The organism is Streptomyces sp. NRRL F-6492, assembly GCF_001280125.1.
GTDB lineage: Bacteria > Actinomycetota > Actinomycetes > Streptomycetales > Streptomycetaceae > Streptomyces.
On record NZ_LGEG01000080.1, the window covers coordinates 1 to 12,550 of the forward strand.

At 72.1% G+C, this 12,550-nt stretch carries 12 protein-coding genes and 1 pseudogene; 7 read left to right on the forward strand and 6 right to left on the reverse strand.

Features of this window, described 5'->3' with window-relative positions:
- The 5 genes and pseudogenes from ADL08_RS08825 to ADL08_RS08845 all read left to right on the forward strand — a co-directional run.
- The coding region (locus tag ADL08_RS08825; RefSeq protein WP_159043093.1) for a DUF4394 domain-containing protein at positions 1-433 on the forward strand (433 nt) is incomplete at its 5' end.
- A gap of 512 nt (positions 434-945) precedes the next feature.
- Positions 946-1,419, forward strand: coding sequence for a hypothetical protein (locus ADL08_RS08830; protein ID WP_053641516.1), 474 nt, complete (start codon positions 946-948; stop codon positions 1,417-1,419).
- Positions 1,420-1,586: 167 nt separating this feature from the next.
- The gene (locus ADL08_RS08835) at positions 1,587-2,252 is read left to right on the forward strand and encodes a class F sortase (protein WP_053641517.1); all 666 of its coding nucleotides are present in this window, start codon (positions 1,587-1,589) and stop codon (positions 2,250-2,252) included.
- A gap of 106 nt (positions 2,253-2,358) precedes the next feature.
- Positions 2,359-2,652 carry an SPW repeat domain-containing protein gene (locus ADL08_RS08840; protein WP_053641518.1) on the forward strand — a complete coding sequence of 98 codons (294 nt, stop codon included), beginning with the start codon at positions 2,359-2,361 and terminating at the stop codon, positions 2,650-2,652.
- A 187-nt stretch (positions 2,653-2,839) separates the two neighbouring features.
- Positions 2,840-3,079 (forward strand): annotated as a pseudogene (locus ADL08_RS08845) (hypothetical protein); the annotation flags it as partial.
- 61 nt (positions 3,080-3,140) lie between these two features.
- On the opposite strand, the gene ADL08_RS08850 reads toward ADL08_RS08845, so the two are convergent.
- Positions 3,141-3,533: an STAS domain-containing protein gene (locus ADL08_RS08850; protein WP_053641519.1), complete on the reverse strand. Its 393-nt coding sequence runs from the start codon at positions 3,531-3,533 to the stop codon at positions 3,141-3,143.
- Positions 3,534-3,861: 328 nt separating this feature from the next.
- Here ADL08_RS08850 and ADL08_RS08855 point away from each other — a divergent pair, with 328 nt between their 5' ends.
- Complete coding sequence (locus tag ADL08_RS08855) at positions 3,862-4,146, forward strand: hypothetical protein (RefSeq protein ID WP_053641520.1); 285 nt, start codon at positions 3,862-3,864, stop codon at positions 4,144-4,146.
- Positions 4,147-4,327: 181 nt separating this feature from the next.
- Here ADL08_RS08855 and ADL08_RS08860 read toward each other — a convergent pair whose 3' ends face one another.
- The 4 genes from ADL08_RS08860 to ADL08_RS08875 form a co-directional block, all read right to left on the reverse strand.
- The gene (locus tag ADL08_RS08860; RefSeq protein WP_234352062.1) at positions 4,328-5,398 is read right to left on the reverse strand and encodes a PP2C family protein-serine/threonine phosphatase; all 1,071 of its coding nucleotides are present in this window, start codon (positions 5,396-5,398) and stop codon (positions 4,328-4,330) included.
- Positions 5,399-5,945: 547 nt separating this feature from the next.
- Positions 5,946-6,626: a GAP family protein gene (locus tag ADL08_RS08865; protein ID WP_053641521.1), complete on the reverse strand. Its 681-nt coding sequence runs from the start codon at positions 6,624-6,626 to the stop codon at positions 5,946-5,948.
- 7 nt (positions 6,627-6,633) lie between these two features.
- The gene (locus ADL08_RS08870; protein WP_053641522.1) at positions 6,634-8,019 is read right to left on the reverse strand and encodes a DUF1254 domain-containing protein; all 1,386 of its coding nucleotides are present in this window, start codon (positions 8,017-8,019) and stop codon (positions 6,634-6,636) included.
- A gap of 12 nt (positions 8,020-8,031) precedes the next feature.
- A complete protein-coding gene (locus tag ADL08_RS08875; RefSeq protein WP_053641523.1) occupies positions 8,032-9,345 on the reverse strand; it encodes a DUF1254 domain-containing protein in 1,314 nt (437 codons plus the stop codon).
- A 149-nt stretch (positions 9,346-9,494) separates the two neighbouring features.
- On the opposite strand from ADL08_RS08875, the gene ADL08_RS08880 reads away from it, so the two are divergent.
- Complete coding sequence (locus tag ADL08_RS08880) at positions 9,495-11,177, forward strand: SulP family inorganic anion transporter (protein ID WP_159043094.1); 1,683 nt, start codon at positions 9,495-9,497, stop codon at positions 11,175-11,177.
- A gap of 25 nt (positions 11,178-11,202) precedes the next feature.
- Here ADL08_RS08880 and ADL08_RS08885 read toward each other — a convergent pair whose 3' ends face one another.
- Positions 11,203-12,549, reverse strand: a complete 1,347-nt coding sequence (locus ADL08_RS08885) for an MFS transporter (RefSeq protein WP_053641524.1) — start codon at positions 12,547-12,549, stop codon at positions 11,203-11,205.
- Position 12,550: the final 1 nt, after the last annotated feature.

Genomic DNA, 12,550 nt, shown 5'->3' on the forward strand with positions numbered 1-12,550 from the left:
CCACAACATCGACGACCCGGCCGCCCCGAGGACCACCACGGTCGACGGCACCCTCACCAACCCCACCACGCCGCCGTCCACCGCCCTGGGCGTCACCGGAGCGGCGTACACCAACAACGACCTCGACGCGGCGACCGCGACCACCCTGTTCGACGTCGACACCACCAACGACCGCGTCTCGCTGCAGTCCCCGGCCAACGCCGGAACCCTCGCCCCCACCGGCAACCTCGGCGTGAACGCCGGTCCCTCGGCCGGTTTCGACATCTACTACAAGCCCTCCAACGGGACCAACCGCGGCTTCGCGGCCCTGACGACCGGCGGAAAGCAGCGCTTCTACCAGGTCAACGTCCTCAACGGTCGCGCCGACCTCGTCGGCGCCTTCCCCACGGACCGCCAGGTCGTCGACGTCGCCCTCCCGCTCGACCAGCACTGACCAGCAAAGACGACGGGGGCGGGCTGCACCGGCCCGTCCCCGGCCCACCCGACACGCGGATGTCGGACGACGGCTGGCAGAGCACCTCCGTGCCCGGTCTCGAGGTACGCGGCGAACCGGGAAGGCCCGAGACACGGCTGTTGGGCTGGCAGGGAATGCTGCCGCCCTCGCTGCTCTGCTGCCTCCAGGACACACCACCCGCGCCGACACAACAGGTCGTCCTGAAAGTCCGCGGCATCGAGCCGACGCGGTGAGGGACGGCGTCCGAACAGCACGCGGCCGGCCTTGTCCGGCGGTCCTTCCAGGCAGCCACCGATGCCATGGCGAGGCGGTACGCAGACGCTTCCGGGCGTATTGCTGACGCCCTTTCGGCTCTGCAGGGCCATGTCGGCTTCCCGGATGCAGTACCTCAAGTGGCAGCCGTATGAGCGGCGGCTGACGGTGGGCCATGTCGCTGTGTGTGAAGAGCTGACAGCAGGTCGGCCGGCGCAGCGTACGGAAGGAAGCCATCGATGCGCTCTGCCCGCATTCTCTTCGCCGCCACCGCCACCGCCGCAGCTCTGGCGATCACCACGCCCGGCGCGTACGCCCTCACCACCGGCGACGACTGGTCCAAGGACGACTCCGCCCACAGCCAGAAGCGCGACCACGACAAGAAGGACCACGACAAGGGCGAGAAGGACCACGGCAAGCCGCACGGCGGCATGCACACCGGCGGCGGCGCGCTCACCGCGGTGAACGCCGACGACTGGTCCAAGCCGGAGACCGAGCCCAAGCCCGAGTCCAAGCCGGAGCAGAAGGACTACGAGAAGGACCACGAGAAGGACTGGGGCAAGGAGCACGACAAGCCCCAGGGCGGCATGCACACCGGCGGTGGTGGCCTGGCGAGCTCGGGCACGAACGTGACCGGCGCCGTGGTGCTGGCCGGCGGAGTGGCCGCGTTCGTCCTCTACCGACGCAAGAAGGCCGCGGGCGCCACCGCGTGACACCCGGCCGGGGCTCGCGAGCCGCTTCCTCGCGAGCCCCGGCCCACACGTTCCCCACTCCGCCTGCACCCGGCTCGCGCATTCGAAAGGTATCCGTGGTGAAGACCCGACCAGAATCCGCCGGTGCGAGAGCGCCCCGTCGCACCGCTCGGTGGGTTGTCCCGACGGTGTTCTGGACGCTGGTGCTGGTCGTGCTCCTGGCAGTCTTCGGCCCGGGCGTGTTCTCGTCGGATACGACCGTGCCGCCCGGCCCCGCGGCCCCTTTCGCGGCCGGACACGCTCCCGCTGCCGCACCGCGGCCTGTCGTGCCGCCCGCCCCGGACACCTCACGTCGTGTTTCGTCGAACAGTGCCCCGCCGGTCGGCCCGGCGATGCCGAGATCGGCTCCCGTACGCCTGAGGATTCCCAGGATCGGGGTGGACGCGCCGTTCACCGACCTGCGGATCGGTCCTTCCGGGGCTCTTGATCCGCCTCCGGCCGATGACACCAACCTGGTCGGCTGGCACGCTGCCGGCACCTCTCCCGGAGAGCGGGGCACCGCCCTGATCGCCGGCCATCTCGACACCGCCACCGCCCCGGCCGTCTTCGCCCGCCTCAGCGAACTCGACGCCGGAGACACCTTCGAGGTCACACGCGCCGACGGCACCACCGCGGTCTTCCTCACCGACTCCGTCGAAAGCTTCCACAAGGGCAATTTTCCCGACCGGCGCGTCTACGACGACACCCCCGCCGCGCTCGTACGCCTGATCACCTGCGCGGGTGCCTACGACCGCACGGCGAAGGACTACACCGAGAACCTCGTCGTCTTCGCCCACCTGCAACCCGCCGACTGACGCGCGGGCATCGCATCCATGGCGTATCGAGTCAAGGATGCCGTGGGGGAAATCAGTCCGGCTTTTTGCCGCATATGGCTGTTTAGTCGAAGAGCATCCCGACCTGGTGGAGCTGCGGGCCCGGGCGTCCCCGTGGATAGCCGGCTTCAACGGCTTCACCACCCTGGCCTACGCGCTGCTCGTGGGCGGTCTCGGCAACTCCTGCGAACGTACCCGCTCCATGGCCTGGGCCGCCGTCGTCATCGGCGTCCGGACCTGCTTCGCCCCCTGGGGCGTCGCCGGTGACGCCGCCCGCACCCGCTCCATCACCAGCAGCCTCATCGCCGGCGCCGCAGCCCGCGACCGCACCGACAACCGCCATGGCGCACGCGGCCACCGTTCCACGGCCGACGAGCACTGACCGCTCCGGCTCTGCTCCAAGGCGCCGAGATCCCTGAGAAGAACTGTTCGGGCCGGCCGTGACGGCGCTCCCGCCGAAACACGGCCGGGGCGAACGGCGCTCAACGCCTTCGTCGGCCGCCCCTGCCCGCCTTCCCGAGGATCTTCGTCGGCCGCACCCCGTCCCACCTCCTTCAAGGAGGACCGTCATGTCTGAACGCGACACGCTGATCCGCAGCCTGCACGATGTGGGCCTGGCCGTCCGGTTCGGCGGCTCCCTGATGGGCGCGGTCGGCCTCGACGGCGCCGCCGGGGAGGAAGGCGCAACCGACACGGCCACGGACCGGATCGCATCCGCCGGCTGGGCGAAGCGGACACCGGTCAACGCCGCCGCCGTCGGCGCGCACCTGTTCGGCGGTGGCGGACTGCTGGCCGTCAACGCCCACCGGGGCTGCCGCCCGAGTTTCCGGCAGCGCCGGGCCGCGGTGATAGCGGGCGTGCGCGGGAGTATCAGCTCTTGAGCGCCCGACTGAGGGTTTCGTGGCAGTCGATGGCGCTGTCGGGGCCGGCGATGCCGATGGTGCGCATGACGCCGGTGGGGGTTCCGGCCAGGCGCAGCCAGCCACCGGCTTCGGTGAGGGTGCGGTGGGCGGCGATGAGGATGTTGATGCCGCTGGAGTCCATAAAGGTGCCCTGCCGCATGCCGGCCACGATGCGGAGAGACGAGGTGTCGGGAAGGGGCGGAGCCCGGTACTCGATGTCGCCGGTGGTGGTAGCCGTGACCGGCAGACGGCCAGGCCGCTCGGCCTCGGCCATCACCGCGGCAGCAGCCAGAGCGACGGCGACGAAGGTCTTACGGAAGGACGGCGCGATCTCTTTCCAGGAAGTGGAGGTCAGGGACACCGCAGACTCCACCAGCGCCCGTCTTCGCTCGCACGCCGGGATGCGCCACTTGGACCGCCGGATGCCCCGACGTGCTTCCCCGCCGGTGTTCCGGTGGTGGTGACGACCTGGGGCGCGGTGTCGCACTGCTCGACAGGGGTTCGTGAACGGTACTGGTGCTGTCGTAGACGGATCCGCAGGACAGGACTCGGCCGAGTGGACGTCTCGCCTGGCGGGCGCTGCTGGTCACCCTGAGTCTGAGTCCCAAGCCCGCGGCTGTAGGGGGCCATGTCTCCTGCTCCAGTCGCCGGCTGCCCGTACCCGCATCCCTCACGCAAGGAGAACCATCATGCCCAGAGCCGCCACGACGAAGGTGACGCAGCCGGTCACGGACGACAGCATCAAGGTGCGCCAGCTCAGCCACTACCAGTTCAGCTGGGTCGCCGGTGAGCCCGCGGCCCGAGGCACCCTCACCCTGCAACTCGTCCTGGACGAAGGCGCCTGGGAAGAGGTGCTGACCGTCGACGTCGACGACGCCGACGTGCTCCAGGACCTCTTGCGCAGCACGCCGACCGTGCACTATGACGTCAGTCGTCGGACCCTGATGTTCGGCGTCACCACCGTCGGCACCTGAACAGGCGACGCCCGCCCGTCACCGCAGGACTCCTGGGCCGCCGTCGACGGTGAGCCCCGTCCACCGTGTCGGGCGGGCAGGTCGCCCACCAGATGCGGGACAAGCAGGTCACCGGATGAGGGTTCTGCACCGTCGTCCATGGACCCAGCCTCTCGGACATTCGCCACCGCAGAACGCGCGGTCAGGCCGTGGGAGGAACGTACAGGGCGAGCAGGGCGGTGTCGTCGCTGGCCCAGCCGCCGTGATGGGTGCCCAGGACGCCGGTGAGGTGGGTGATGGTCGCGGCGGCGTCCATGCCGCGGCTGGCCGCCAGGGCCAGGGCGAGGTCTTCCTCGCCGAAGATCGCCTGCGCGTCCTCGGGAGCGGTCCCGGGACGGGGACGGGCTTCGGTGGCGCCGTCGGTGTAGAGCAGGAGCAGATCACCGGGTGCGAGGTGGAAGGACACGTCGGTCAGCGTCAGCGTGTTCATGATGCCCAGCAGGGTGCCCGGCGTGCCGAGGGATTCGACGGTTCCGTCGGCACGCCGGAGCAGTGCCGGGGGGTGTCCGGCCAGGGCGATGGTGCCGGACAGGCCGGTGGGGGTGAGGTGGAAGGTGGTGTAGACGGCGGTGAGGAACCGCGGGGCCTTCTGGGCGATCAGGGCGGTGTTGAGCCGGTCGAGCAGCTCGGCCGGGGACCCGGCCTCGCCCCCGTCGGCGCGGATCGTGTAGCGGGCCATCGAGCTGACCTGCGCGGCCTTCACACCCTTGCCGCACACGTCGCCCAGGACGGCGGCGTAGTTCGCACCGTGGGTGTGGAACAGGTCGTAGAAGTCGCCGCCGACCTCGATGTCGGCGCGGTGCCGGTTCGAGGCCGGCAGGTAGGAGGCGGCGGTCTCCACGCCGGGGATCGTGCGCAGCCGCGGGGGCAGCAGTCCGGCCTGCAGAGTGTGGGCGAGGTCGGCCGAGCGCTGGTGGGCGTCCTGGGCCGCGGTCAGGCTCTGGCGCAGGTGTATCTCCGCGGAGACCGAGCGGGCCAGGGTCGCCAGCGTCTCCAGGTCCGCCCGGGACCAGACGCGGGGGGAGTCGTCGATCACGCAGAAGCTGCCCAGCACCCGCCCCTGGGGATCGAGCAGCGGGTAGCCGGCCCAGGCTCCGATGTGCATCGGCCCCACCGACGGATGGCCGGCGGTGCGCGGGTCGGTGGCGGCGTCCTCGACGAGGAACGGCTGCCCTTCCAGCCCGACCAGGAAGTAGCAGAAGCTCTGTCCCACCGGGTGTTCTGCCGGTCGGCGAGCGCGTCGGCATCCACGCCGACGCACGCCTTCCAGAACGAGCGGTCCGCGTCGACCAGCGTCACGAACGCCCGCCCCGACCCGGTGATCCTCGCGGCCAGCGAGGCCAGGTCCTCGAAGACCTCCTCCGGACCGGTGTCGAGCAGGCCGGTGGCTTCCACCGCGGCCAGGCGCCTGGGATCCGACAGCGCGGCCGGCAGGCCGTCCGCCCGCAGCCCGCCCGCGAAATCCGTCTCCGCCACTCGCCCGCGCCCTCTCCTCGCCCACTGATACGACACCAAGCGAACCACACTGCCTGCACAGGCGGGCTGCGGTGGGGTCCTTGGCGATGTCACCGGGACCCACGTGTCCCTCCCGGTCCGCCTCAGGGGCGAGCAGCCACACGATGCCGCCGTCGGCATCGTCCGCGCCCACCACGGCGAGCCCGCACCGGCCCTCCGTCCCGGAGGCGGGCCGACCGTCCGTTGTCGCTCCCCGCCGCCGGCGATTCCGGGCTCGTCGCCCGTCACGTACTGCCGTCAGGGGCTCAGCCCGCCAGCCCGCTGATCGCGTCGCCGGTGTACTTGGCGCCGAGGACGATCAGGACGGTGGTCATGACGGCCGCGTTGTGGGCGGCCATCCACGCCTTCCACTCGCCGAGCACCTTCGCCGACTTCCGGCCGCCGAGGAGGTAGACGCCGAGTGGCAGCAGGGTGCACAGGGACGCGATCAGCACCATGAGGACGGCGGCGACCGCCTTACCGCCCGTCGAGGCCGTACTCGCGGCGATGGAGACGGCGCCGCCGACCGCGAGGACGAGGTTCTTCGGATTGGCGACGGCGAGCGCGGCGGCGAGTCCGGCCGACCTGCCCGGGGTGAAGGTGTCGATCGCCTTCATCCAGCCCGGCTGCCCGGCCGCGTGTCCTTCCCTCGGCCGGTCCTTCCACTGCTTGGCGCCCATGAGCAGGAACAGCACGCCGAGCCCCAGCTTCAGCCACAGCGTCCAGGAGGCCGGACCGTCGTCGCCGCCGGAGGCGTCGCCGCCCGAGCCGACGAGGACGACGACCGTGACGAGCGCGGCGAGCGAGACCAGCCAGCCCGCCGTGAAGGCGATGCCGTTGCCCCGGCCCTCGGGGGTGGCCAGCATGAGGATCACGGCGATCAGCGGCAGGGGGCTGATGGCGATGCCGACCGCGGAGGCGAGCATCTGCCCGACGGCGTCTCCCACGGCGGCCTCACCCCCTCGCCACGACGGGCGGCAGCCGGTAGGTGCCGTCGAGGACGGACCGCCCGGGCGTGTAGAGACGGATCATGGGCCGGAAGTCGCCCTCCGGGGCGGGCAGCCAGTTCGCCGCCTCGGCCGGGTCGTCGGGGCGTTCCCGCTGGATGACGACGGTCAGCGAACCGTCCTCGCCGTACACCAGGCCGGGAGTGCGGTCGCCGAGCGAGTAGCGGCCGGCCGGGTTGGCGACGAGGTAGTAGTCGGGGGTGTCGTACATGGTCACCGACCAGAACGACTCGACGGGAGGGGGCTGCTCGAAGCGCAGGGTGTAGGACCGGGCCCCGTTCAGCCGCTCGCCGGTGGAGTCGGTGAAGGTGTGCGCGTACACCGCCTCGTAGCCGTGGTTGCCCCACAGCGCGGCCCGCGCCGCGGCGGCCCGTACGAGGTAGGACGCCTCCCGGTCGGCGGTCTTCCACTCCGGTGCGTCGATCGTCCCGATGCCGAAGTGGTCGAGGTTGTAGTCGAACAGGTGGGGGTTCGCCTCCCAGGCGCCCGGGGGACGGTCACCGTCGGCGGACGGCTTCGACGCGGCCTCGACGCGCGCCTTGCCGGCGGCGAGCCCCTCGGTGAGGGCTTTGACGAGGGCGGGGTCGGCGTTCACGTACGGCGAGGGGCCTTCTTCGAGGAGGCCCAGGGGCTGGAAGCGTTCCTGGTGGTCCTGGTCGGGGCCGGCGGGCGGGAAGTCCGCCATCCAGACGCGCATCCGCTCGTAGAAGCGCAGTTCCTCGGGCACGTCGGGATCCGGCGCCGGCAGACCCGTGCGGTGGGCGGTCGGCGCGTCGAGCGGGGTGAGCGTGAGCCGCTGCTGCAGGGCGTGTACCCGGGGCATGTCGTCGGGGCCGTCGCAGGCGTTGCGGCCGATGACGGAGATCACGGCGGTCGGTGCTTCGATCACCCCGCGCACCCCGTCGGGCGCGGTGCCGGACCAGCCGGGCGGGACGACGAGCCAGTCGCCCTCCTCCGTACCGGTGGCGCGTTTTCCCAGGTACGCGAAGTTGTTGCTCCACACGTCCACGAACTGCAGGACGTAGTACGCGCCGGCCGTGTCCGGGACGTGGAGGAGGAGCGGGCCGCCGGAGAGGTCGACCTGGGCGATGGAGTAGACGGTGTCGTTGTTGACGGACACGAAGTGGGCGTCGGGGGTGGCCAGTTTGGTGGAGTGCCCGAAGCGGTTGAAGGGGGTGGGCGGCAGCGAGCCGAAGCCCTTGTGCGTGGACGCGGAGATCATCGACACGTCGAAGACGAGGGGGTAGCCGTAGACGTACGCGTCGGCGGCCAGGTCGGCGAGGCCGCCGGCGGCACGGCTGTCGGTGCTGCTCGGACTGGTCTGGCTGTTCACGGTCGGCTCCTGTCAGGCGTCGACGCTCAGGGCGGGCAGGGTCCAGGTGCCGTCGAGGACCGAGGGCTCGGGACCGTACACGCGGATGGCGATGGTGAAGGGTCCGTCGGGCGCGGGCAGCCAGTTCGCGGCCTGCTTCGGCTCGGTCGGGCGGTCCTTGCGCACGTAGAGGGTGAGGCCGCCGTCGTCGTCGTGGACCAGCCCGGGAGTGCGGTCGCCGATCGAGTAGCGGTCGATCTCGTTGGCGACGAGGAGCCGTTCGGGCAGCCGGTAGATCGTGGCCGACCAGAAGGAGCGGGCGGGCGGCAGCGCGCCGGGGGCGAAGCGGATGACGTGGTCGTGCGTGGAGGCGTTCGGCGGCCGGTTGCCCTGGTCGTCCTGGGCCCACCCCGCGTACCACGCCTCCGCCGCCGGCAGGCCGTACAGGCCCTTGTCGACGCCGACGGCGCGGGTCAGGTAGTCGTCGCCGTGCTCGGCGCGGGTGCCGAACCAGTGGGTGGAGTCGGCGGCGTCCTTCTTCGCCTCCTCCAGACGCGCGCGGGCGTCCGCGACGCCCCGCTCGATCGCGGCGCGGATCTCGGGCTTCAGGGCCGAGGGCTCGAACTCGCCGCCGCCCGTCACTCCGAGGGCGGCGAGCCGGTCCCGCAGCTCCCGCTCGCCGTCGAGGACGGGGAAGAACCGGAGCAGGAAGTCGAGGAGGGTGAAGAACTCGACGGTGTCGAGGTCCTCCTCCCGCCAGACCGGCCACACCGGCTCCTCGACCGGGTGCGGTGCGGCGGTGCCGGTGAACTCCGACAGCGGCCGGAGGAGGTACCGCTCCTGGATCGCCCGCAGGGCCGGTACGTCGTCGGGGCCGGCCAGACAGGTGCGGCCCAGGATGCCGACCAGGAAGGTGTCGGCGCGCAGCACGCCCGTGATGCCCTCGGGAACGACGCCGTCCCAGCCGGGCCCGGCGACCAGGTGGTCGCTCGCCTCCGGGCCGGTCGTACGGGCGCCGACGTAGCCGACGTAGGAGGTGTCCAGGTCGTGCGGCGGCAGGACGTAGTACCGGTCCACGGCCGGCACCGAGATCACCCAGGGCTCGGCGCGCAGGTCCAGCCAGGCCCACGAGTAGGGGGTGTCGTTGTTCGGGGTCACCACGTCGGTGTTGGCCGGGGTGAACGGCTCCGAGTAGTGCCGGAAGCGGCCGAAGCCCCCCACGTACCGGGGGTCGTCGGAGTCGACCGCCTGCGGGTACATCGTCCGGTAGTTCTCCAGGAGCGCGTACCCCCAGATCCAGCCCTCGGCCGCGGTCCGCCGCGCCTCCTCGACCGTCAGCTCCGACACACCGGCCTCCTCGCACAGAGCGCACATATCGCTTCAAAATGTCACGCTACTTCGTGGGACGCATCCGCAGCCCTGCCCCTCGGGCACGAACCGGACGCAGCGAAGGAGCCGGCCATGCGGCTCACGAGGGATTCTCCGAGGTCGTCCGCGTGAGCGCCGGACAGGAACACCGGAACCGGCCGGTGGCCGACTGGCTGGGTCGCTACCACAAGGGTCTGCTGCGGGGCGACGTGCTGGGGGCGCTCACGGCGTGGGCGCTCATCGTCCCCGAGAGCGTCGCGTACGCGCAGATCGCCGGGCTGCCCCCGCAGAACGCGTTCTACGCCGCTCCGGTGGCCCTGCTGGTGTACGCGTTGTTCGGCCGGTCCAACTTCCTGATCGTCGGCGCGACGTCGGCGGCGGCGGTCCTGTCGGCGGCGGCCGTGTCCGACATCAGCGGTGATCCGAAGGACGCCGTCGGCCTTTCGGCCGCTCTCGCGGTCGTCGTCGGGGCGGTGCTGCTGGTCGCCGGCGTCGCCCGCCTGGGGTTCGTCACCAACTTCCTCGCCGAGCCCGCTCTGGTGGGCTTCCTGTTCGGGATGGCCCTGACCATCGTCGTCCGGCAGGGAGCCAAGCTCGTCGGCGTCTCCAGCGGGGACGGCGACTTCTTCGAGCGCCTGTGGACCATCCTGCGCAAGGCGCCCGACTGGTCGCTCGCCACGCTCGCCGTCGGAGCCGGTGCGCTGGCGCTGCTGCTCCTGCTGGAACGGTTCGCGCCCCGCCTGCCCGCCGCGCTGATCGTGCTCGCCCTCGCACTGGTCCTCTCCGCCCCCCTGGGCCTGAAGGACCACGGCGTGGACGTCGTGGGCGAGATTCCCCAGGCCGTCCCCGTACCGCACCTGCCGGGCATCGCGGCCGAGGACTGGATCGCCCTGTCGGCGGGTGCGCTCGGCGTCGCCCTGGTGGTCTTCGCCGAGGCGTTCAGCATCGCCAACCGCTTCGCGCGCGAACACGGCCAGGAGGTCGACGCCGACCGGGAGATGGTCGCGGTCGGCCTCGGCAACATCGCCGTCGGCCTGGTCCGGGGTTTCGTCGTCTCGGGCAGCGCCTCGCGCAGCGCGGCGGCGACCGGCGCGGGCGGCCGCACCCCGATGGTGTCCCTGATCGCCGCGGGCCTGATCCTGCTGACCGGGGCCTTCCTCACCCCGCTCTTCACCGACCTGCCCGAACCGGTCCTGGGCGCCATCGTGATCGTGGCCGTACGCGGCTTCATGAGGACGGACGAACTGCGCCGTTACGCGGCACTGGACCGGCAGAGCCTGTGGGTGGCGCTCACCGCCCTGATCGGCGTCCTCCTCTTCGACCTGCTTCCCGGACTGCTGCTGGCCGTGGCGCTCTCCCTCCTCCTCTTCATCGCCGCCGCCGGCCGCCGCAACGTCGCCGTCCTCGGGCGCCTGCCCGGCACCCGTCTGTACGCCGACACCGCGCAGCACCCGGACGCGGCCACCACCCCCGGCGTGCTCGCCGTGCGGCCCGACGGCAGCCTGTTCTTCGGCAACGTCGACCGCGTCCGCCTCGCCGTCCGTGACCTGGTCGCGGACGCCTCCCCGCCCCCGCGAGCCGTCGTCCTGGACCTGACCGGCAGCTATCGGCTCGGCATCCCGGTCCTCGACACGCTCGACGAACTGGGAGAGGAACTGGCCAGGAAGGACATCACCCTGCACGTGGCGCACGTACGGGCACGCGCCGAACGGGACCTGGCCCGGCACGTCCTGGCGGACCGCGTCGGACCGCACGGCCTCCACCGCACCGTGGACGACGCCGTCTCGGCGGCGACCGGCGGGCCGGCCTGAGCAGCGGGCCCGCGCTCCCGCCCTTTCAGTGGCTGACGGGAATCCCGGCGGCCGGGGACTCCGGGACGCCGAGGCGCCGCGCGTCCTTCTCCGGGCGCATGAAGAGGGCCGCCAGGAGGCCGGTGACCAGCAGCAGACCTGCCGTGACGAGCCAGCCGTCCCGATAGCCGATCGCGGCTGACGCGCCACTGTCCACGATCCGGCCCAGCACCAGGGGCGACACGATCCCGCCCAGGGCGAAGACCGCCACCAGGGCGCCGAGGACGACGCCGCGCTGGGAGGGCGGCGTGATCCGGGCGATGGCCGTCTGCGCGACGGTGATCATGACCAGGGCCAGAGCCATCGGACCGAACATCATCGGGACCTTGATCCAGAGCGCGTCGGCGGTCGCGAACACGGTCACCGCGACCGCCGAGGCCACCAGCAGCAGACCGGCGCCGGCGCCGGCGGGCAGCCTTCCCCCGGTGCCGCGCCGCGCGGCCCGGCGGGCCAGCAGCCCGTGCGCCAGGAGGACCGCCCCGTTGGCGACAGCCGCCGCGCCGACCGCGGTACCGGCCTGCTTCAGGTTCCAGCCGACCACCGTCTGGAGGTAGTCCGGCAGCCACGTGAGCTTGGCGCTCATCACCCAGTAGGCGGCGAACGCGCCCAGGGCCGCCGTGACGAACGTGCCGGAGAGGAAGACCTTCCGCAGCGGTACCTCCGGGAGCCCGGATCCGCCGTCCGCGGTGGGCGCCCGACGGCCCACGGGCGGGGCCAGCGGCCCCTCCCCGCCCTTCACCGTCCACACCGCGGCCCACAGGAGCCCGGCGGCGCCCGCCGCTCCGAAGGCCCATCGCCAGCCGAAGTGGGAGATCACCGCGCCCAGGGTCGGCGCCGCCACCGCGACGCCCGCCGCAGCGCCGACCATGAGGATCGCGGTCGGCAGGGTGCGCTCCCGCTGCTCGAACCAGCCGTGCACGTGGTGGACCGCCACCGGGGCCGCGGGCCCCTCGGCGAAGCCGAGCAGCACCCTCGTCGCGATCAGCGTCCCGAAGCCCGCCGCGGCCCAGAGCATCGGCAGCTGGGCGACCGACCACAGCAGGCCCATCACCAGGAGCAGCACCGAGGTGCGCACCTTGCGCGTCAGGAACGACACGCCGAGGGCGGAGAGCGAGAAGAGGCCGAAGAACGCGGCCTGGGCGGTGCCGAACTCCTGACGGCCGAGACCGAACTCCTTCATGATCTCCGGTCCGGCAAGGCCCAGGACGGCCTTGTCGGCGAAGTTCACCAGCATGAAGGCCAGCAGCAGCCAGGTGGTCGTCCACGCCTGCCGGCCGGCAGGCGCCGTCACCACCGGCCCGGTGGGTCGCGTCGGGACGTGGGTCGCCTCCATG